The following is a 22264-nucleotide window of genomic DNA, read 5'->3' as shown; positions in this document are numbered from 1 at the left end:
TTTTTACTTGATTAAATAAACTGGGAAATTATCTTGATTTGATTCAACTAAAGGTTCAACGTTTTCAATTTTCTTAAGCTTTTGCTTAATCGGAATATATGGCTCAAATTCACCATCTTTGAAATACGAAAGTTCTTTTGTGATAGGGTGAACAACAACAAGGTGAATCCACTCATTGAAAAACCATTCGTAAGTTTGAGCTGATTTTTGGATAGCTGATAAAACTATATCAGTGAAGTGCTCAACGATAACGAGTAAACGTATGGGGTCATGGACTTCAATCATTTGACTTGGCAAACCAGGACGAAGGTCTCCGTCAATGCCATTGGCTACCCCAAATAGACCCATAACATTATGAGGTAGTTTAGAGCCAGCACCAAGTTTTTGATTATCTACTCTTGAAAAATAATATTCAAGATTTATACCTCCGCATACCGGAGCTACTGCATTCAGGATGTTTACTAAAAACTTCCCTTCTGGGTCAACTCTGAAATCAAAAGAGTTCATGAACGAACGGCGGTCAAGGAATAAGCTTTCAGATAAATCTCTACGACCTACAATACAGAGGGCATTAGTAGCATGGTTGAGTTCGGGACGTGGTTCGAATAATGAAACCGCACGACGTCTGATTCTCTCATGAACTTCTTCTGGACTTAACTTAGTATCGATTGATTCAAATCTTCTTGAGCGTTCTTTAGCGTTAAAATCAAGAGCTTTTACAAAAAGTGTATGATTGTTTTTATGTTTTGGTTGATTTTCCTCAATTAAAATATCAGTATCATAAAATTCAATTTCATCACGAGTTGTATCATGTAAAGCTCCCACAAATTGTGTGGTCGAAGGAATATCAATACCTTGTTTACGAAGCATTTCGCGAACTCCAGCATGATTGGCCATGAAGCTAATCACGCGGGCATTAATCGAACCAGGTCGGCCCGAGCATGCACCACAATCATAGCCTGCATAGTGCGTATTATTGACACTACTTGCACCGTGACCCACCACATAAACGATTGGAGCAAAATCTTTTACTAGACCAATACTATTAAGCAAATTACCCACTCTTAAAGCCATTTCTTCAACCGTAAAACCTATTTGAAGTCCATCTTCACGGTCATCTAGGCTCTGGTTTTCAATGGTTAATTTCGAAGTAGGGTGCATGTGCTTGAACGAAGAAACCGCTGCCGCATTTTCGGATGGACGAAAGACATTGAGGAACAATTTCAAACCCGACCAAAAGCCTAAAGTATGAGAAATAAGCCACCCCATTACTAGAGAATGGGTGTGTTTTTCGAAATGTATATCGCTATTTTGTACAGCTTTTGAGTTTTCTACTACCTCTTTGATTAAATATTGAGGTGTTACAGGTGCCGGACACTGTTTGGTAGATGAATTTGCATGAACGGGTTTATAGAAAAATTCTACGCCAAAAAAACCAGCCGTTCCGTATGTTCTACAGTGCTCATCGAGGTGCTCAACATATCTTCTGATTGAACATTCACGGTCATCAATACAAAAAACAGCTTGAAATGATGATTGTTTTGCATGATGGTGTGGAATTTCGGTTTCGGCTACTTGCATACCCGCCAAAACTTGGTCATAGTAAGTCCATTCAAAAGCGTCTTGCCAAATGTTTAACAGGTCGCTTAATTCAGTGGCTGGTACTTCGCCGAAAAAGTCGGTAACAAAATCAGCGGAGCGGTTGCTTAATGAAATCCAGTTTTCGCCAAATTTCTCGTCAAGAGCATCTATTTCCAGTAGTAACTCAAAAATAATCAGCTCTTTTAATGAAATATTCTTGCGGTCTAACAGGGTTTGAGGTAAATCTTCAATTGCTGAAACAATACCTGACCAACCCTGATGGGCAAATTGTTGGTCGAATATATATAAATTGTAGAGCGAAGAGTCGCCCACAACTATTTTTAATAAATCTTCCATCGTGCAAGTACCATCAAGCAAAAGTTTTTTGGCACGAGGAGTTTTGAAAAAGCTACTAAAAGTATTTTGCTCGATTTCTCTTAAAGAAGCTAAAAAGCCCTTACGTGTATCAGGAAAACTCCAAATAGCTATACCTTGGTCGAGATAACTACAAAGAATACGAAATAATAAAGGATGAACAAGCAGGTCGAGGTCAATGTAATATCTCTTTTTCCAGTTAGCACGTAGAAGACCAATACGAGGCGAGGTTGTCTGATCGTATTTACCATACAATGCTTTAGATTTCCATTCTTCTAAGTCTTTTTTACCCTTTTTTTGAATAATGGCTCTTTCTAAAATGTCAGGATTTATTTTTTCTTGTTCAAATAAGGCACGATACTCTTCCAATGAAAGAGAAGTTTTATAACCAAATAATTTCGATGCTCTACGTATAGCATCATAAAATTTAGTGTCTTGAAAGGCGTGGAGCGTGTTATGATGAACAAAGTCTTTAAGCGGAGCTTGTGCAGGTAAGAAGTGCTTCAGTTCGTGCAAAAGCTCATGTTCATCGAATCTGGCTGATTCAGTTGAATGCTTGTTTTTCATGTAATATAATAGTGAACGGTAAAAAAGAGGATGTTAAACTTCTTTTGAAAAGTTTTCCTTCAAAATATCTTTATGTACAAATGAAGGTTTAGCTTCTGAAAGGAGTTTTAAAAAGAGATTAAATTTTTTTAATCTAGAGCTAGTTCAAAGAAACAAATGGAGTGTTTAGCTGTTTATCAGAGCCTAATATTTTGATGAAGGATAAATTTTGCCAGAATTAGGCTAGAAATGCTATAATTTCGTGGTGAAATACTTTTTATAATCCATGAATTCAATTCAAAAAGAATTGAGTAATAGGAAGGATTATAACCTAGTTCACAAGTTAAACACTTAATATCAGATTCATTATCGGTGTCTTCTTCTAGGTTCTCTTCAACTTTTTCGGGCAGAGAAAAATCTTTAGCGTTTTTATTTGAAGAATGATTAGCCGAAGATTGACTTAAGAAGCTTAGATTGAACTCATTGTGGGTATTTTCTCTACTTCCATGCAGCGGAGCTAACACATTGAAAATCAATATGTTTGTTGTAAACCACAGTATAGACAGCAGTATCCTCATGAGGATTAATAGAGAAGTTTGTTAGTTTAGGTTTTGTTTATTTCAAATGTAGTAATTACAAGTTGAAAAAAAAGTGGTTTATCCTAAAATAATACAAATTTCTTTAATTGTTATAATAGATTATTTGAATAATTACTGTTTTTGTTTAAAAAATTAAAAAATGATTAAAAATATAAAGGTGTTTTGCCAAATTTTTAATTTTTAGAATTTTGAAATATTTGTTAATTATTCAATAATATTTGATTTGTTTGGAAATTTTAATAAAACCATAAATATTGAATTAAAAATATTTTCAATATATTTTGAAAATATAATATTTTATTTAATCAGTTTATTTATGAAGAAAAAGGGGAATCAATAACTCTGAAGTGGATAGATACATTTAGAGATTTTTGGGGTAGAATAAAGTAAAGGAAGTTGCTTCAGAAATGTTATTGCTAAGAATTATATTTTCATAAAAGAATCTATAATCATCGTGAGGTTAGAAAATAAATTAATAAACTTAGCGAATAACGTCTTTTGCAACTTCCTCTATGGGTCATTAATGACCTTTTTTTAATAATTCAGGAAATTGAGCTTTCATGCGATTGATTCTTGGAATCGAAACATTCTGTACGTAAGGATTTTCAGGATGATTTCGCTCGTAATCTTGGTGATAATCTTCGGCTTTCCAGAAAATTTTAAAAGGTACAATTTCAACAGCGATTGGCTTTTTGTATTTGCCCGATTCGTTGAGTTGTTTTTTATAATTTTCGGCTAAAGTCTTTTCTGTTTCATTCTGATAAAAAATAATCGAACGATACGAATCTCCGTGGTCAGGCCCTTGTCCTTTCACTTGTGTGGGGTCTTGCGAAGCAAAATAAACTTTTAATAAGGTTTCATAAGAAATAATTTGGGGGTCATAAATTACTTCTACCGACTCTGCGTGGCCTGTCAATTCAGTATTTACATCTTCATAAGTAGGGTTTTTCGTGTGTCCACCACTATAACCCGAGGTAGCTTCTTTAACTCCTTTAAGGCTCTCAAAAATAGCCTCAACGCACCAAAAACAACCCGATGCGAAATATGCTTTTACGGTAGGGCCGTAAACTGTTTTATCTTCAACAATTGTTTGCTTGGTTTTGGTTGTAGTGCTACAGGCTAAAACCAAAATAAAAATACCCAACGAAAGGCTGGTCAAGAATGTTTTCTTCATAGCTTTTTGAAATGATTTTGATTAAAAAAGCGTGTCAGGCTTGGGCTTGACACGCTTGTATGTATAAACGCTTTAATAGCAATTTTGGTTTTAATGAAATTTTGAAAATTATTTTATTCAATTTCAAGAACCTTAAATTCAGTTCTACGATTGGTTTGGTGCTCTTCTTCTGTTTTAGCGTTTTTAATAATTAACTCACTCTCTCCATAACCTTTGGCCGTAAGGCGTTCACGGGAAATACCTTTCGAGACGATGTAATTAATGGCCGATTCTGCACGTTTTTGAGATAAACGAAGGTTATAAATCTCCGTGGCACGTGAGTCAGTATGCGAACCAAGCTCAATCTTAATTTGTGGGTTATCAACAAGTACTTGCACTAATTTATCAAGTTCGATAGCTGCATCGGGGCGAATATCCCATTTATCTAAATCATAATAAATATTATCTAAACGGAATGTAACTCCCACAAATACTTTTTCCAGATTAAGTGAAGTATAGAATGTGGTATCGGTAACAGCTTTTTTCAATAAAGACTGTGGTATCTCGCGGCCTGACATCGAAAATTCTTCACGATTGGTCAAGTAGTTTTGTTTTTTCGACATCACTAAATAATTGCCATCAACCTTGAGTTTTACTGGGCCAAATTTACCGTCGTTACCCGTAGAAGTTTCTATAATTACCTCGTCGTTTTCGGTATCAACTACGCGTACTCTCGCAGAGTCGAGTGGGACGAAAGTATTGTTATTTTTGGTGGTAATTGTACCAACTAGGTAATAGTTAACAGTCTTGATTTCTAAAGCCTTGGCCGTACTATCAGGATTTCCCTTTTTCGGAGCTAGTAAAGGATTTTTCGATGGGTCATCATTTTCAGCCAATTCGGTTTTTTTAGGAGCTTCGTAAAAATATATATCATCATCTCCTGAGCCACCTGCACGATTGGATGAGAAAAATACATCACCACGTTTACTCATCACTAAGCCGAAATCATCCATGTTTGAATTGTATGGAATACCCATATTTTCAACTGTAATTTTTCCACCTGCACGTACGGCTAAGAAAAGGTCAAGTTTACCTAAACCTGGGTGGCCATCAGAGGCAAAATAAAGCTTTCCATCTTCTGAAACATAGGGAAACATTTCATCGCCAGCGGTATTGATTTCTTTTCCTAGATTCACAGGATTTCCGAAACGACCCGAAGCATCCATATTGACCCGATAAATATCTAATCCACCAAAGCCCCCTGGACGGTTAGAAGAAAAATATATTGTTTTTCCATCACGAGAAAAAGCTGGGGTTCCATCCCAACTGGCAGAATCTGAGGCACTTACATAGCGTGGTTCAGTCCAACCACTTCCGTCTACGTAGCGTGAGATATACAAATCCATATCAGGCGAAAGGTCTTTGCGTTTGCCTGTATTTCCACGAGAATAAATCATTGTTTTGCCATCTGGAGAGAAAGTTGGCGTACCCTCATTGCGTTCTTCATCAAAAATTGCGTCGCTGAACTTTTCAATTTTACCCATTTCAGCAATAGACTTGTCGATTTTCACTTTGTAAAGTCCAACATACGGCAAGCCATTTGAGTAAATTTTGTTTTTGCGTGAAGCGGTGAAAATCAGTTCATCTCCCAAAACCATTGGAGCAAATTCAGACCCCTTTGTATTGAGTTGAGAAAGATTTTTAAATTCTACTACACTTTGTTTTTTCTTGATATCATCAATAGTTTTGAGCGTATTGACTTCACGATAAGCTTTTTCGTTGTAGGCCTTTATCGTACTTTTTGAGTCGATAAATTGCTGTAATTCTTTCAAAGCTAAATCATAGTTACCCGCAGCTTTCAGGGCAAAAGCGTAGTGAAAATGTGCCTCAGGATTGGTAAGTTTCGCTTCAAAAGCTTTTTGGTAAAACGGCACTGCTTCTACCCAACGATTTGATAGACGATATGATTCGGCAATCTTATGGTAAAGATTGGCTTTTTCGCTTTCATCAATATTTACTACTTTCGTTAAATCTTTAATGGCCAAATCATACTGGCCTTTATCGAAACTCGAAAGCCCTCGTTTATACAACTGAATTTGCCCGAAAACCGAATTTGCAAACACTAAAAGGGCAATGATATGAAGTATTCTTTTCATCTGCTTTAGATTAAAGATATAGATTAAGGGTTTTGAGAAAAAAAATCTGTTATTTCGACTCAATTTAGGAGTTTAACCTATTCAATCAAACGATTTTTTTAAAGAATTGTTGTGTAAAAAAGAAAGTCATAAATAATAGAGGTAGAAATGCCTTATTTAGCTGTGGTTGAAAACGAATGTAGGATGAATTTTGTGAGTTGAGATTAATATTTGTTTAAAAATAGAAGTAGTATTAATAGAAATTATATGGCATTTATCGTTTCCGAAATTACAATTTATCCTATCAAATCATTGGGAGGAATTAGTCTTCAAGAAGCACAAGTTGAAGAGCGGGGTTTTCAGCATGACCGCCGTTGGGTATTGGCCGATGAAAATAATGTGTTTATTACACAACGCCAAAATGAACAAATGGCATTGATTGATGTGCAGTTGACTTCAGATGGTTTAGTTGTTTCACATCGCGTGAAGCAAATTGCTCCATTATCTGTGCCTTTCGAACCACAAACAGCTGAACAGCAAGTGATTACGATTTGGGATGATATCGTGCGTGGCATTCGTGTGAGCGATGAGGTAGATGCTTGGTTTACTACTGTTTTAGACAAAAAATGTGCATTGTTTTATCAGCCAAATGATTCTGTGCGATTGACTGACCCGAAATATTCGATTACCCAAAAAGAACATACTAGTTTTGCAGATGGGTATCCGATTTTGCTTATTGGACAAAGCAGCCTCGATGAACTCAACGGTAAGTTAGAAGAACCAATTACGATGAAGCGTTTCAGGCCAAATCTTGTGTTTACGGGTGGCGAAGCACATATAGAAGATTCTTGGAAATACTTTCACGTGGGAAGTGCCCAATTGGTTGGTGTAAAACCTTGTGCAAGATGTGTGCTTACAACCATTAATCCAGAAACGGCAGAAAAAGGAAAAGAACCTTTACGCACGCTAACACAATACCGCAACGTTAATAATAAAATCTTGTTTGGACAGAATTTATTGGTAGTTGAAACTGGTAAAATTTCGGTTGGAGATGAGATTATCTTTTAAATGGTAAAAATCCACAGAGCTTATGTAAAAATATGCTTTCAAACAGTAAATATAGTCTATTAAAAACGCTTCATTATTTAAGTCTTGATGTAGTAGTGGGAGCTGTTGTATGTAGTTGGATGTTCTGGAAAATGCCCGATGGAAAAGGTGTGGTCAATATTCCATCTTTGGTTATTTTGGGTATTTGTACTTGGATTATTTATATACTTGACCGCTTATTGGATAACCTAAAATCTGAACCTGAAGATGCAAGACACAAATTCCATTATGAGCATCAATATTATTTGCAAATAACCATTATTATTCTTTTTTTGATAGCCACTCTGATGGTGTTTTTTCTGCCAAAGGCAGTTGTTTATTTTGGTGTTACTTTAGTTGGAGTTTTATTTCTTTATTTCTACATTCTCCAAAAAAATAATATTTCTTCTGATTATCAGTATTTTAAAGAGATTTTTACGGCCGCCATTTATTGTGTTTGTGTTTCGGGAGGAGCTTTGTCAACAAAACTCGAACTAGAAGCTGATGAGTTTATTGCCGCTTTTAATTTCTTTTTGTTGGTTCACCAAAGTATCTTAGTGTTTTCCTTTTTTGAACTTAATGATTTGCCCAATACCAAAAATTTAGCCAAAAAACTTGGCAAGAAAAATTGTACTTATCTGATATTTGGCGTATTTGTTTTTACAATGACCAGTTTGTTTTTTGCAGAAATTGGTTTTATGGAAAAGGTTTTTCAAGTAGAAATCCTAATGGCTTTTTGTACCACTTTGATTTTTGTTTTTCGAAATAAAATTGCGGTAAATGATAATTATCGTTGGCTCGGCGAAATGGTATTTTGGTTGCCTTTGCTATTATTGATATGGACTTAAAATGTATCAGCATGATTTCAAAAATTCGTTAGAAAGTCATGCCGATGAATGTATTATTTTTCGGAAATATAGAGATATTGTCACAATTTTTAAACCGCTGATAACACATACCTATTTTCGCTGATTTTCACAGATTACATTATCTTTTTAGCTAAAACTAGCGTTTTTTTTACTGCAAAGTTTTCTGTATAATTCAATTATTTTTTCTTTAATCTATCTTCTATTTTCTTTGGTTTTTCGTTGCCTTTGGCTTCTTGTTCTTGTTTTTCTTTCATAATTCTAAGCCCACGGCGGTAGGTATAATAGAAAAAGCCCGCCACCGAAAACATCAAAAAGAAATAGCTATCTCTTAGTGGCACGTGTTTATAAAGTGCTTGGTCGATAAACATGGCCATAAAAGCCAAACTTGCAAATAATATAATTGATTCTACGAGTTTCATGTAACGATTTAATAATGATTAAATAGTTGATTATTAGTACTTTAATTTTGGGAAATTGAGTAAATATTGAAAGGACTTCTGAACGTGCTTCCACAAATTTTACAAACGATAGCTAAGATTCATTATAGGCATAATATTTTTACTTAAACCAATTTCCCTATTATCTTAAACTTTTCAAAAACAGCTTCATTGTGAGGTGCATCGACCAATTCTTCGGTGAGGTCCTGCCCAGCCCAATGTTCATAATGTTTGCCATTTTTCCATAGCCTCGAACTACCCACGTCGTAGATTTGCCCTTTATAAGCTACCCAGATTTCTTCTTTATCTTGTCCGTTGCGTAGGGCGAGTTGGTTTTTAGTATATTCTTTCACTTGACTTTCATTCAATTTAGTGGCAAAATTGGCGAAAATCTGTCGAGAAACAAGCCTCTTGAATTTATTTTCTACGAATTTCTAACCTATATCTACTATTTTTGTTTTAAAATTTTCATTAGAATTTCTCAAAAACAGATGCAAGAACAACTAGAAGACGCACATAAATTTAAGCTTTGGAAGAAAAATCTGATAGCTAATGGTTTGAAAATCAATAAAGTGGATGAACATTTTACTCGTCGCCGCTATAATGGAGAAGTATTATTTTCTTTATTAATGCTCGATGCTGAAACGCCAGAAGGAGATAAGATTCCACCCATTTGCTTTTTAAAAGGTGAAGTAGTTTGTGTACTTATTTGTTTGATTAATAAAGAAACTCGCGAGAAGTTTTTGCTTTTAGTTAAACAACGCCGAATAGCTGAAGGTGGTTTTACGTATGAACACCCAGCTGGCATGGTTGATGGTACTAAAACGCCACTTGAAATTGCGGTTCAAGAAGTGAGAGAAGAAACAGGATTAGAGATTTCGGAAGACCAATTAATGGATTTAATGAATGGGAAGAGGACTTTTCCTGCAACAGGAACAAGCGATGAAGCAGTTTATTTGTATGCTTGCGAAATTGAAATGACAGGAGAGGAAATTGCTGCGATGAATAATAAAGAAATGGGTACAGATTATGAATTTGAGAGAATTACCACCCATGTAGTACCATTTGTAGAAGGTCATAAACTTATTAATAATACTAATGCAGTATTGCTAGATTATATGTATTTGACCAAAATAGGTGATTTTGAAACACTAAAAAAGTTGTGATGGGGTCTTCAGTGCGATTTTGAGTTATGAGTTCTGAGTTGTAGAAACCCAGAACTCAAAATTCAGAAACTTAAACGAGTTTCCAACCTGGACGGTACTGACGTTGTACAAATTGGTTTGCTTCGTCGAAGTTAGTAATCTTCATATTTGTGCCATCCCAAAGTAGCTTCTTACGGCCGTCATAATTAAATCCATTCTTACCATTCGATTTGCGGAGCATATAGCTACGGATAGCTAAGTTACCCATCAAGACAGTTTCTGTTAATGGACCAGAATAATCGAAAGATGAAGTAAGTGCTTTGTGCTCTTTGCTATTAAAGCCAGTTTTACAAGCTTCTGCCCAAGATGCTTGGTGTCCGTGTTCTGGTAATGGTTTGAAGTTCGGGTCTGGAGCAGGCATTTCAATTTTTTCGCCGTTTTTCAAATAGATTTTTGGTGTATTTCCATACGTACCGCAAGTCATGATTCCTTTAGTTCCAATCATGATTACACCATTAGAGCTATCAGCCTCAGCTAATGGCTCGTTGGCTGGAATCCATTCTGGGTGGAACGGACGAATACCGCCATCTGTCCAATACATCGTTACTGGCGAATTATTACGCTTAGTAGCTGGGAATTTAATTTGTACGCTTGATGATGGCGGGCATCCTTCTGGGTTATATTCTGCTTGCCAATCTTTCAAGAATACTTGTCCAACGCTACACTCTACTTCTGTTGGGTAGCCTAAACCTAAAACTCTGAAAGCAGGGTCGATTAAGTGGCAACCCATATCGCCCAAAGCACCTGTACCGAAATTCCACCATCCACGCCATTTGAATGGGTGATAAAGTGGGTGGTAATCAACATATTGAGCCGTTCCGATAAACAAATCCCAACCTTTAGCATCCATTGATTCAATCAAAGGTGGTTTATCAGTTGGTAGTGGGTTTCCTTGTGGCCATACAGGGCGATTTGTCCAAATATGTACTTCGCTTACTTTACCGATAAGCCCTTTATCGAGCCAATCCATCATTACTTTTTGGGTAGGGTTCGATGATCCCTGATTTCCCATTTGCGTAACAACTTTGTACTGGCGAGCCGCTTCGGTAAGTTTACGAGCTTCATAAATATCGTGTGTAAGAGGTTTTTGCACATATACGTGCTTACCCATTTGCATACAAGCCATGGCCGCTACAGCGTGCTGATGGTCAGGTGTCGAAATCGTTACGGCGTCAATATCGCCTTTCATTTCTTCGAGCATTACTCTAAAATCTTGGTAACGCTTAGCATTTGGAAACTTATCGACGCTTCCCTTTGCACGAGCAAAGTCTACATCACAAAGTGCTACGACATTATTGATTCCATTGTTGTAAGCGTTTGCGATGTCAGAAGCACCTTTACCGCCAGCACCAATCGATGCGATGTTTAGTTTATCGCTTGGAGCGATGAAGCCTTTTCCAAGAACATGACGTGGTACGATAAAAAAGCCACCGGCTGCAATTGCAGAACTTTTAATAAAACTTCTTCTGCTTGTTGATTTATCTTGCATTTTGATAGATTAATAATTTAGGTTGAATATTGAAACCAAATCTACTAATAAAACATCAAATTTTAATAGCGAAAAGATAAAAAAAGACGAACCCGATGAAAGGCTCGTCATAAATAAAGATTTTGTATAAATGTAAGTTATACTTCCACTTATTTACATGAAGTTGTATATTCTACCAAGTGTTTATCGAAGTTGGTCCAACGATGGTCGTTTTTAAGTTTAGCCAATAATACAGGACAATCCTTGTAGAGTATCAAATAGGCGTCATCATATTCTTTTTTCTTCAATTTTTCTGCCACTCCATTGCCAACTTGTACGTAATAGGATTTGTCATCGCCGCCAGCCATTGTTATACCAGCATACCCAAAACTCATACTTTCTTGGGCAAGTGGGTCATGAAAAACCTTAATCTTACTCGAAAATGCAGGATTTACCATTTGCATCAAAAGTTCTTCAGTATCTTTCTTGACTTTAACTTTTACATTCTCAAAATAGGCATATCCTTTATTGATAATTTCCATATTGACATCATTATTTTTCCATTTTTGTGCATCGAATGCTTGGTCCATTGAGTTTACGAGTTTATTGTAGCCACTAGCTGGTAGATACATCGTTTTTATCTCTTTTGGCTCAATTTTACGTTTCTTTTTTTCGCCTGTGGGTATAATCGTAATTTCTTCAATCAAGCCTTTTTTGCGATTAATGTCATCAATCGTTCCTTCTAATTTAGTTCCATTGGCTAAATAGATATAGGCAATTTCTTTACCCGAAAAACGGTCAAATGCTGGAATAAAAGATTGAGCGAAACTTGCCGATGCAATAGAGCAGAGTACAAGAATTGAAAAGAATGTTTTTTTCATAAATAATGCTAAGTTTTAGGTTTGAGTTACGATATTTACTAATGAGTCAATAAATTATAAATAATTCTGTTTGATTCAGTAAACTATTTATTTTACGGTAAGTAATTTATGCCCAAGCCTTCCTCAAAAATCTTAGCCAATTTCCATGAAAAACATTTTCGATATCTTGCTCAGAATAACCTCTTTTGGCGAGTAATCCTTGTAATTTCTGCAAATCAGCAATGGTTTGAAGGTCGGTTGGCGTTTGCTCAGTACCAAAACATCCATCTAAATCACTCCCAATGGCAATATGATTGGCATTGCCCGCAATCTGACAAATATGGTCGTAGTTATCAATCAATTTTTCGAGCGTAACCCCTCTTTCTTGTGGTGTATCTTTGCCGCGAGTCCAGTTAGGAACAAGCATCCAAGCATCAAGTACCCCTCCAATTACAGCTCCGCGTTCAATCAAAATCTTTATTTGTTCATCTGTAAGCTGTCGTTGATAATCAACCAATGAGCGACAGTTGTGGTGACTCGCCCAAACATTTCCTTTAAATAATTCTAAAGCTTCCGTAAAACCTTCATCAGTTAGGTGCGTTACATCGAGAATCATATTCAGATTGTCCATTTCCTTGACTAACTCACGCCCCATTTTAGTTAATCCGCCTGACATAGTTGTACCGGGAGCGTATCTTCCGGGTCCATAATGAGCAGGGCCACAAGCACGAAGCCCATAAGCATAGGCTTTTTCTAAATAAGATATATTAATGAGAGAATCTGCTCCTTCGAGGCTTAAAATGTAGCCTACTGGCTTTGTTTCATTCGAAATACTTTCATCTTGCCAAAGTTGTAGATGACTTTCTAAGGCCCTAAGATTATTGATTTGAACCATCTCGCCCAAATCCTCCATAGCCTTATACCATGATAATTGAGCTTGGGTAATTCCCCACGCAATTTCGGGTGAGTTATATCCCGGAAGTTTACTTTCTGGAGCAACGTATCGGGCAATTTGGGTAGCTACAACTAAGCCAATATTTCCCTTGCGGAGTTCGGGCAATGAAACCACGCCATTTCCTCGGTCGGGTTTATCGGTCAAGCCTTTTTCTCGTTCACGAATTTCAAAAACAGATTTTCGATAGTCACGATTCCACTCAATGGCGTTCATCGCAATATCCAAATGGGCGTCAATAATAAGCATAATTTTTTTGTTGAATAGGAAGCTCGAAATTAACGAAAATATGCATTGATTTTACTCTAATGTGATAAATAACTGCGTACGATTATAACCCGCAAAACACCCCAAACCATTTTTTACGTTGGTATAAACTGGTACGGCTTCCGCAAATGGATTATCTTCTACATCATTCGACCTAAATAGTGTTGTGTGGTAATCATAAAATTCTTTGCTGAGGTTGCCTAATTCGAGTATTAGTTTTGCACCTAAAGGAGAAGGCCTATTACGGTAGGTTTTGCCATTGAAAGAAATAGCTGAAAGCCCTAAACTTCTATAAACTGCACTTTTTAAGGTTACCATCAGACTACCATCTTCATTAGCGTCATTGAAATATGCTCGCTGGTCAGATAGATTAGCTACTGTAATACTTCTACGGGTTAGATAAGTAAGCCGATTACTCCGAATAGTAGGTACTTCATAATAGTAATCTAAATACCCCCCAATTTTATAGTAGTTTTTTTGATTAGGTAAATCTTTCCAGCGAAATACAAATTCTACACCCTTTACTGTATCGGTTTGTGGGCCTAACTGTGCCGATTGAAAGTTGGCTAGTCGAGAAGTTGGATTAGTTTCGAATGATTCAATTGGTACTTTCTGTAGTGGAATGGTGGTGCTTGCTTCTACTCGATGGTTTTTAGTGATGGCTTTAAGCGTATAGGTTTTACCCGCTTCAATTTTGAAAATAGTAGTAGGTAGAGCGTATAAATAATTAGTTTTATTATAAGGAATTGTGGCAGTTTGATTGCCATTACTAATCGTGACAGTAGCATCAGCAACTAAAGCATCTATATTTTGGGTAGTTGTATCTGAAGTATTAAAGTTATTGAAAACCAGAGGCTTATATGCTCCAAATAGGGGAGAAGATAGTGTTAGTCGAACATAAATAACTGTATCTTGGGGCGAAATAAAAGAGTTCATAACTAATTTTTCTTTTATCTCTGGGAATCGACTTAGTGGAATATCATCAACAATGGTTTCACAAGCCCAAAAGTGTAAGCTTGATAGTACGAGGATAAATTTAAGTAATATATTTTTCATGAATCAAGCAATTCAGAATTTGAAATTATAACTAAATGATGGGATAAAAGGAAAAAGCGAATAGCGTTTGAGTACCAATTTTTCTCCTTCACCTCTAGTAGGAATACCACCGAAAAGACTGTTGTTTTGGAGGTTCGAGCCAACTATGTAAAAGAATGGATTCTTTCGATTATATACATTATAAAAACTAAAGTCCCAAGTTCTTTCGTGGCGACGCATTTTCTTGTGAAATTGTAAGCCTACATCTAAACGGTGATAAGGCTCTGCTCGAAAACTATTTTTTTCGCCATATTCATTTACCCGAAAAGAACGCCAGTTGATTGTGCCATTGTTTTGAGAAACCGTAGAATAATAACCAACATATTCAGCCACCGGAATCGTAAGGGCATTGCCCGTACCATAAACCCACGTGGCCGACAATGTAATTCTTTTACTAAGTTCATAAATCCCTACTACCGAAGCATCGTGTCGGCGGTCATATCTTGGGTAAAATGCTTGTCCAAAATTTAGTTCTGCAAATTTCCAACGTGTTTTCGACCAAGTGTATCCAACCCAACCCGAAAAACGACCAACCTTTTTTTGTACCAAAAACTCAACACCATAAGAATAACCATTTCCATCAATAATTTTTGATTGCCAATCTTCCTGTGCGGCCCCATTTGGCGAATTTAAACTCAGAAAACTGGCTCCTTCCTTGTAGCTCACAATGTTATCCATTCGTTTATAATAGCTCTCAAGCGTAAGTGTTAAGCCTTGTTTATCAAGGTCTTGTGCAAGGCCGATTGCCCATTGTTTGGAGTTTTGTGGAGCAATTCGATTGGTGGCGGGCACCCACAAATCGGTTGGTAAACCAAGGCCTGTATTTGAAAGCAAATGAATGTATTGGTTCATTTGGGCGAATGATGCCTTTAGAGCCAAATCTTTATTGATTTTATAGGCCATTGCCACCCGTGGCTCAGGTCGGAGATAGTAAGTTGAATCGGTTTTGTAATGGCTAATTCTTAGCCCTACATTGAATTTTAGTTTACTAATAGGTTGCCAAACATCTTCAATATACACTCCCGACTCAATTGTATTGATAGGCGTTGCTCTGTTTTCGCTTAGTTGTCGTTGAGTATCTCTTAAGATAATTGCACTTGGTGTAAATCGGTGGAAAATTGATTGTAAACCAAATTTAATGGCGTGAAATTGGTTCGGGAAAAAGTCGAAATCGTATTTAAAGGAATAATCCCGAATACCCGATTGGTATGCTAACTGATAATTCCGTGTGACATTTGTAGTTGTATTAATACTTGATTCTTTAGCCTCAATATTGAATTGATAATTACTTAAAATCAAGGAAGTATTGCTAAAAAGTTTCTGACTGAAGAGATGATTCCATCTGAATGTAGTGGTATAGTTACCCCAATTTATTCCTCCTTCATTTGAGCTAGTAGGCGTTTTTCCAATGGCATTGAATTTATCTTTTCCGAAATATCCGCTTAAATATACTTTGTCTTTGTTGCTAATTTCGTAGTTGAGTTTGGCATTGAAATCTTGAAAAAAATAACCGCCTGTTTGTGTTTCATCGCTTCCAGCTTGACGAGCCGCTAAAATCGGACGGGTAATAGCATCTAAGTAGGTTCGACGCCCAGAAACCAAAAACGAAGCTTTTGCAGGAGCATTTTTTTTCAATCGAATAGGGCCATCGAGCACTAATCTGGAAGAAATTAAGCCAATTCCTCCTTCACCTTCTAGTTTTTCTTTATTGCCATCTTTCATATTGAGTTCAATGACCGATGAAAGCCTTCCGCCAAATCGAGCAGGAAAGCCCGCCTTCGTAAGTTCAACGCTTTTGAGTGCATCGCCATTGAAAGTCGAGAAAAATCCAAAAAGGTGATTCGCATTATAAACCACTGCATCATCAAGAATAATAAGATTTTGGTCGGGGCCACCCCCACGAACATAAATACCTGCTTGACCCTCTGAACCTTTTTGCACGCCGGGCATGAGTTGCAAAACCTTTAAAACATCTTTTTCTCCGAGTAGTGTCGGAATTTTTTTTATTTGATTAATGGGCAATTCAATCACACTCATTTGCGGGCTATCACTTACACGGTCTTCTTGGCGTTTGGCCGAAACTGTGACTTCAGCGAGTTGATTGGCTGATTCGAGTTCAATATTTTGTTCAATATCTTTTCGAAAACATAATTTTTTGATAACCTGGTGATAACCCACAAACGAAAAAACTAAGGTGAGTGAATCGCGGGCAGGGATAGTAAGTGAGTAGAAACCATAAGTGTTGGAGGTAGTGCCAATATTTGAATTGGGAATATAAATATTTACTCCAATCAACTGCTCTTTACTACCTTTTTCTCGAATAAAACCACTAATGGTGTGACTTTTCTGAGCAAATGCCGTTTCAAGTAATGAAAAAAGTAAAAATAGAATTAGTAAATTTTTTTTCTGCATAAAAGGCTTTCAGTCTTGATGAATGTGTGATGCTATCTTGATAACGTTATCTGGGATTGACTTATTTTAAGTGTGAAATGTGGAAGTTTTATTATTAAGCATAGGTAATTGGGGTATTTTATGGTCTAAGTGTAGAAAATATTTCCCTAAATTACTCATCATTATAGAATATTAAGTGTGGTACAAAATTTTCGCTTTTATGGTAGCACCATTTGTACTTAGGCACTAAAAATTAAAAAAATTAGTACTAAACCTAAAACAAAAGACAATGAACAAATCAATTAAAGTTATTGCCTTTGCTTATGCAATTGGAGTTTTTACGTTGGCAAGCTGTTCTCACAGTGAAAAACACGAAGTTGCTGATGATTTACAAGATGCACAAGAAAAAATAGAAAAAGCAACCGATAATACGGCAACGGCAGTAAAAGATGCCGCCAACGAAACCACCGAAGCAGTAGAGGCCTCTCGAAAAGAGCTTAAAATAAAAATCGAAGAAAAGCGTAATAAGATTAAGAAAGACTTAGAAGAGTTGGATGCAAAAATTGAAAAAGCTTCTAATAAAGAAAAAATTAAGTTAGAAAAAAAGCGAAATAAGCTGAATGAGAATTTGCAAGAATTAGATAACGATATGTCCGAAATCGGTAAAGATATTAAACGCGATTGGAAACAGTTTAAAAAAGAGCTCAATGGTAAGATTGATGCCATGCAAGAAAAAATAGAAGATTAGACAGAAGAGTAAGTGGTTGTTTTTAAGTATATATAATAGGTAAAAGTGGGAAAAAGCTATGCGTTTGCGTAGCTTTTTTTGTTTTTCAGAATAGAATAATAGCTATTAAGTGTGTTGGTAGATGATTGGCTAAGTTATTAGTGGATATTTGAAAATCCATTAGAAAGGAAAATATTCAAAATATACTAATAGAAGGTAAAATGATTTTTTGATTAAATAATTAGCTGCTGAAAGTAGCAAGTAAAAGAGTAGAATTAAATCATGTCATTATCAAAATTTCTGCCTGAGCTTTCCCAGAAATTATCATTGGGGGAGTATGGTACATTATTCATGAAAAATAGCAATTACAAGAAAATAAAGATTACCTTAATACATTCTCTATTTTCTTAATATCTAACGGTTTTTCGATAAAACCATCGACACCTAATGTTAAAGCTTGCTCTCGAAGCGAACTAATAGCTGTAATCATTACCAATTTTGAATTTGGTAACTGTTTCCTAAATGAGGTAATTCGTTCAATGCCAGTTCCATCAGGTAGATTATTATCCAAAAAAATCAACTCTGGTTTTTCTGTAGTTATCATTTCATACCCTTCGGCCAATGAATGTACTTTTAAGGAAGGAATACCAAATTTTTTAAGAAGCATTCCAAGCAGCAGACAAGTGTCTAATTCATCATCTATAATCAAGGCCTTCGGATAGTGTTTTTTAATGCCATCCTTGTTCATTTCTGTAGTGCTTTTATATAGAAATAGTCATTTAATGTTGGTTATTTCTAATTATTTATCTCATGTCAGATAAACAATTATTTATTTAGAAATAATATAGATGTCTATTATAGAAACATCGTTTATTTAAACCAAAAAATCATGCCACACCTGTTTTTTGATAAAGACTAACATTCATACTTTTAAAATTGTATGGGAAAGCTTAACAATGACTTTATAGTTGATTTTTAGAAATGATTGAACTTCGCCTTTATTTTTTTATGGGTAAATGACTTAGTTCTAACCAAAATTTGCTGAGGGTTTTAATAGCATCATCCAATCCTTCGTAAGATGAAGGTTTGGTCATATAACAGTTTGCTCCCAATTCATAGCATTTATCAATATCTTGAGGAGAGTTTGAGGTCGTTAGGATTATTACTGGAATTTTTCTAAACTCAGGATTCGTTTTAATTATTTTTAGTATTTCTCTTCCATCAACTTTGGGCATGTTTAAGTCAAGTAAAATCAAGCCAATAGAAGTTTCTTTTGTATGGCTGTGTAGGTATTCAAGCAAATCGGCACCATTATTAAGATAAATGGTTTGCTTACCGAATTTTGTATCATTTAGTATTGACTTGACTAGGTACAAGTCGTCTTCGTCATCATCACAGATTAAAATAGAGGCGTTTCGATTCATTATTAGTTTGGAAGCATTAATAGGGCAAATATACATGAAATATTGCACCTACATAATCGTTTTTTACTTCTGCCACTATATATCCATTATGATTAGTTAAAATTCTACGACAAATTGCTAAGCCAATTCCCGTTCCTTCGTATTCGTTTTTATTGTGCAAACGCTGGAAAATAGTAAAAATCTTTTCGCGATACTTTTCCTCGAAGCCAATGCCATTATCCATAAACGTAATTTTATGATAAACTTTTTCTTGCTGTGCTTCGCCCACATTTATTTGGGTGATATCCTTGCCTAAAACTTGTCGATATCGAATTTCAATGATTGGGTTGATACCCGATTTGCTATATTTGAGTGCGTTAGAAATGAGATTATTGAATAGTTGAACTAATTGTATGCGAATGCCTTTTACTGTTGGTAGATTTTGATTATAAATAATGGCTTTTTTTTGTAGAATTGATTCCGAAAAATCTTCTTTTGCATCACTTAAAATAGTATTTAAATCAATATCATCGAAGGCATAATCTTTTATGTTGGCTATTCTAGAAAAGCTTAGTAAATCATTGATTAACTGTTGCATTCGTATTGCTGACTGATTTATTTTTTGAATATTATTTTTAGCTTCCTCACTGAGTTCATTATTTTGGCGTGTGTACAGACGTTCTCCAAATGCTCTTATTTTACGTAACGGCTCCTGTAAATCATGCGAAGTAATATAAGCAAATTGCTCAAGTTCGGCATTGGTATGTTCTACCTCGGCCAATTTATTTTCTAGAGCTGTTTGGAAAGCAATACGTTGTTTAAGTTCGATGTATAATAAGCGAAAGAATATACCTAAAAATGCCAAGGCTACTCCCGATAAACTTAATAAATAATAAGACATTTGTTTATCGCTATTTTTTTGAAGAATACTTCGATTCCTCAGAACTTCCTCTTCGTCTTTGTCTATTTTTTCACTTAAATCCCTAATTTTACTCATGTAATATTTTCCTAAATAAAGCTTTAGGGTATCAATTGTTTGACCTTTCTGAATACGTTGAATATTTGTATCCATTGCCTTTAATCTTAGTAATGCTAAATTTCGGATGGAATCAATTCGGCTTAATTGTGTTTTGTTATCATTCAATAATGAGCTAAGGTTTATAATTGTAGAGTCAAGTACCGCGACGCTACTTTGATATGGTTGAAGAAAATCTTCGTTGCTGGTTAATAAGTACCCTCTTTGTCCTGTTTCTGCATCAACTAAGAGTTTGATTACTTCCTTGTTTTTAAATCTTACTTGATAGGTATGTGCTACATCGGTTGTGCGTTTTCCCATTTCCTGTAAGTTATCGTAGGTCACTAGAATCAAAATACTTAAGAGGGTAATACTAATGATAATTGAAAGCACAAAACTGATAAGAGCTTTGGGGAGAGTAAATAATGACAGACTTTTGGGGAAAATTTTGCCCAATAAATTGTAGAAAAAATTCTTCATTTTGAGATAGTGTTACTCAATTGATAAATATATTTATCTTTCAATCATATTTTGAAAGCGTATAAAACCCAACTTTTTAGGTATATTGTCATTGTACGTTATAATTTTTTTGTAAATATGAACGTTTTTAGCTCCTAAGCAGGTCTTTATGGGTATATTTTTTTATATATCTTGAAAACTGTAATTCCTAAAAAAGTATTCCTATGCTTAATTTAGTCCAATCACACAAACAGACACTCAAGATTTCACCCACACAGATTCAATTACTGAATTTTTTTCAATTGAATGCCCTCGAACTTGAGCAGTACATAAAAAATGAATTGGAGGAAAACCCTGTATTAGAAGAAGGAAGTCAAGCTGATGAATACCTAGAAGATAATTTACTGAATAATACAGAAGACCGTACACAAGATTACATGGATTGGGATGAGTTTAGTGATGATAACATACCCGATTATCGTACGCGTGTTAGTAATTATTCAGAAGATGAAAGTTTCCTTATACCAATACTTACCGAAAGCGTTAGTTGGAGAGATGAGGTGAAAGAACAATTTTATTTATTTATTGAAACCGACCGCCAACGTTTTTTAGCTGACTATATTGTTGATTCACTAACCGATGAGGGCTATTTACAAGTTGAACTTGATGCCTTGACAGACGATGTATCGTTTTCGAGCGGGACTTTTGTTGATGAGTCAGAAGTAGCCTATTTAGTAGATATTTTGCGTAAAATACAGCCTTTAGGCTTAGGAACTAAGGGCTTGCAGGAGTGCTTATTAGTACAGTTAGAAAGAAATACACATCCAATTGCCGCTATTGCACAAATAATTGTGAAGGAACACTTCGAAGAATTGGCCACGCACAATTATGATAAACTGAAAAAGGTTTGTGCGTTTAGCTCCGATGAAATCAAAGAAGCGGTTGCTCTAATTGCTAGCCTAAATCCACAACCAGTAGTAGGTGGGCAGGTAAATTCTTCGTTGTTGGTTAAAGACAATGTAATTCCTGATTATATTGTAATGGTTGAAGGCGAAAGTGTCGATGTATCATTAAATAGCCGAGGTATTCCAGCATTGAGTATTAATAAATCTTACACTGATTCTTTGGTAGGTGGCTCAAAGGAGGTCAATAGCTACTTAAATGCTAAAATTAATGCCGCAAATTGGCTTATTGAAGCAATTCAGCAAAGAGAAAATACTATGTTGAAAACAATCAAAGCAATCGTGAAAATTCAACGAGATTTCTTTTCTACTGGAAATATTCGCTTGCTTAAACCAATGATTTTGCAGGATATTGCTGAGCAAATAAAAATGGATATTTCAACTGTTTCGAGAGTAACAAGTGGCAAATACGCCCAAACACCATTTGGAATTATTCATCTGAAAGATATATTTACAGAGGGGGTAAAAACGCATGATGGTGAAGAGGTTTCAAACCGACAGATTCAGTTGGTTTTAGAGGAACTTATTTTGAATGAAGATAAAAATAAACCGTTCAATGATTTTCAACTAACAGAGTTGTTATCAAAGCGTGGTTACCAAATTGCTCGCCGAACAGTTGCAAAATACCGTGAAATTTTGGGTATTTTACCAGCAAACTTACGTCGAGTATTGTAATTAC

Annotated in this window: 19 protein-coding genes; 5 read left to right on the top strand and 14 right to left on the bottom strand. The window is 35.6% G+C overall.

Annotated features, from left to right (window positions below):
• Positions 1-3: 3 nt before the first annotated feature.
• From EMTOL_RS04255 to EMTOL_RS04240, 4 genes are all read right to left on the bottom strand, one after another.
• Entirely contained in the window at positions 4-2523 is a 2520-nt protein-coding gene (locus EMTOL_RS04255) for a YbcC family protein (RefSeq protein ID WP_015028035.1), read from the bottom strand.
• 176 nt (positions 2524-2699) lie between these two features.
• Positions 2700-3080, bottom strand: a complete 381-nt coding sequence (locus tag EMTOL_RS04250) for a hypothetical protein (RefSeq protein ID WP_015028034.1) — start codon at positions 3078-3080, stop codon at positions 2700-2702.
• Positions 3081-3621: 541 nt separating this feature from the next.
• Positions 3622-4275: a peptide-methionine (S)-S-oxide reductase MsrA gene (msrA, locus tag EMTOL_RS04245; RefSeq protein WP_015028033.1), complete on the bottom strand. Its 654-nt coding sequence runs from the start codon at positions 4273-4275 to the stop codon at positions 3622-3624.
• A gap of 113 nt (positions 4276-4388) precedes the next feature.
• The gene (locus tag EMTOL_RS04240; protein ID WP_015028032.1) at positions 4389-6410 is read right to left on the bottom strand and encodes a CHU_0125 family OmpA-like outer membrane integrity protein; all 2022 of its coding nucleotides are present in this window, start codon (positions 6408-6410) and stop codon (positions 4389-4391) included.
• Between the two features lie 246 nt (positions 6411-6656).
• Here EMTOL_RS04240 and EMTOL_RS04235 point away from each other — a divergent pair, with 246 nt between their 5' ends.
• Positions 6657-7457 carry an MOSC domain-containing protein gene (locus tag EMTOL_RS04235; protein ID WP_015028031.1) on the top strand — a complete coding sequence of 267 codons (801 nt, stop codon included), beginning with the start codon at positions 6657-6659 and terminating at the stop codon, positions 7455-7457.
• A gap of 32 nt (positions 7458-7489) precedes the next feature.
• Positions 7490-8323: a hypothetical protein gene (locus EMTOL_RS04230; RefSeq protein ID WP_015028030.1), complete on the top strand. Its 834-nt coding sequence runs from the start codon at positions 7490-7492 to the stop codon at positions 8321-8323.
• 197 nt (positions 8324-8520) lie between these two features.
• Here the strand turns inward: EMTOL_RS04230 and EMTOL_RS04225 are convergent, their stop codons facing one another.
• Both EMTOL_RS04225 and EMTOL_RS04220 read right to left on the bottom strand, forming a co-directional pair.
• On the bottom strand, positions 8521-8763 hold the full coding sequence (locus tag EMTOL_RS04225) for a hypothetical protein (protein WP_015028029.1): 243 nt from the start codon (positions 8761-8763) through the stop codon (positions 8521-8523).
• A 143-nt stretch (positions 8764-8906) separates the two neighbouring features.
• Positions 8907-9134 (bottom strand): cytochrome b5 domain-containing protein, encoded by a 228-nt coding sequence (locus EMTOL_RS04220; protein WP_015028028.1) that lies wholly within the window; start codon positions 9132-9134, stop codon positions 8907-8909.
• Positions 9135-9272: 138 nt separating this feature from the next.
• Between EMTOL_RS04220 and EMTOL_RS04215 the strand changes: the two genes are divergently transcribed.
• The gene (locus tag EMTOL_RS04215; RefSeq protein ID WP_015028027.1) at positions 9273-9947 is read left to right on the top strand and encodes an NUDIX domain-containing protein; all 675 of its coding nucleotides are present in this window, start codon (positions 9273-9275) and stop codon (positions 9945-9947) included.
• 70 nt (positions 9948-10017) lie between these two features.
• On the opposite strand, the gene EMTOL_RS04210 is transcribed toward EMTOL_RS04215, so the two are convergent.
• The 5 genes from EMTOL_RS04210 to EMTOL_RS04190 all read right to left on the bottom strand — a co-directional run bounded on the left by EMTOL_RS04210 (position 10018) and on the right by EMTOL_RS04190 (position 17040).
• Positions 10018-11475: a Gfo/Idh/MocA family protein gene (locus tag EMTOL_RS04210; protein WP_015028026.1), complete on the bottom strand. Its 1458-nt coding sequence runs from the start codon at positions 11473-11475 to the stop codon at positions 10018-10020.
• A gap of 149 nt (positions 11476-11624) precedes the next feature.
• Entirely contained in the window at positions 11625-12335 is a 711-nt protein-coding gene (locus EMTOL_RS04205) for a hypothetical protein (RefSeq protein ID WP_015028025.1), read from the bottom strand.
• Between the two features lie 106 nt (positions 12336-12441).
• Positions 12442-13515, bottom strand: coding sequence for a dipeptidase (locus tag EMTOL_RS04200; protein ID WP_015028024.1), 1074 nt, complete (start codon positions 13513-13515; stop codon positions 12442-12444).
• A 51-nt stretch (positions 13516-13566) separates the two neighbouring features.
• On the bottom strand, positions 13567-14589 hold the full coding sequence (locus EMTOL_RS04195; protein ID WP_015028023.1) for a DUF4249 domain-containing protein: 1023 nt from the start codon (positions 14587-14589) through the stop codon (positions 13567-13569).
• A gap of 12 nt (positions 14590-14601) precedes the next feature.
• Positions 14602-17040, bottom strand: coding sequence for a TonB-dependent receptor (locus tag EMTOL_RS04190; RefSeq protein ID WP_015028022.1), 2439 nt, complete (start codon positions 17038-17040; stop codon positions 14602-14604).
• A 268-nt stretch (positions 17041-17308) separates the two neighbouring features.
• Here EMTOL_RS04190 and EMTOL_RS04185 point away from each other — a divergent pair, with 268 nt between their 5' ends.
• Positions 17309-17767, top strand: a complete 459-nt coding sequence (locus tag EMTOL_RS04185; protein WP_015028021.1) for a hypothetical protein — start codon at positions 17309-17311, stop codon at positions 17765-17767.
• Between the two features lie 361 nt (positions 17768-18128).
• Here the strand turns inward: EMTOL_RS04185 and EMTOL_RS04180 are convergent, their stop codons facing one another.
• The 3 genes from EMTOL_RS04180 to EMTOL_RS04170 all read right to left on the bottom strand — a co-directional run bounded on the left by EMTOL_RS04180 (position 18129) and on the right by EMTOL_RS04170 (position 20644).
• Complete coding sequence (locus EMTOL_RS04180; protein WP_015028020.1) at positions 18129-18494, bottom strand: response regulator; 366 nt, start codon at positions 18492-18494, stop codon at positions 18129-18131.
• A 250-nt stretch (positions 18495-18744) separates the two neighbouring features.
• Positions 18745-19170, bottom strand: a complete 426-nt coding sequence (locus tag EMTOL_RS04175; RefSeq protein WP_015028019.1) for a response regulator — start codon at positions 19168-19170, stop codon at positions 18745-18747.
• Positions 19171-19186: 16 nt separating this feature from the next.
• A complete protein-coding gene (locus EMTOL_RS04170) occupies positions 19187-20644 on the bottom strand; it encodes a sensor histidine kinase (protein WP_015028018.1) in 1458 nt (485 codons plus the stop codon).
• 203 nt (positions 20645-20847) lie between these two features.
• Between EMTOL_RS04170 and rpoN the strand changes: the two genes are divergently transcribed.
• Positions 20848-22260 (top strand): RNA polymerase factor sigma-54, encoded by a 1413-nt coding sequence (gene rpoN / locus EMTOL_RS04165; RefSeq protein WP_015028017.1) that lies wholly within the window; start codon positions 20848-20850, stop codon positions 22258-22260.
• Positions 22261-22264 lie beyond the last annotated feature (4 nt).

Source organism: Emticicia oligotrophica DSM 17448 (assembly GCF_000263195.1).
Taxonomy (GTDB): Bacteria; Bacteroidota; Bacteroidia; order Cytophagales; family Spirosomataceae; genus Emticicia; species Emticicia oligotrophica.
The sequence above is the reverse complement of the archived record's forward strand: the minus strand, read 5'-3'. Positions and strand labels throughout refer to the sequence as shown.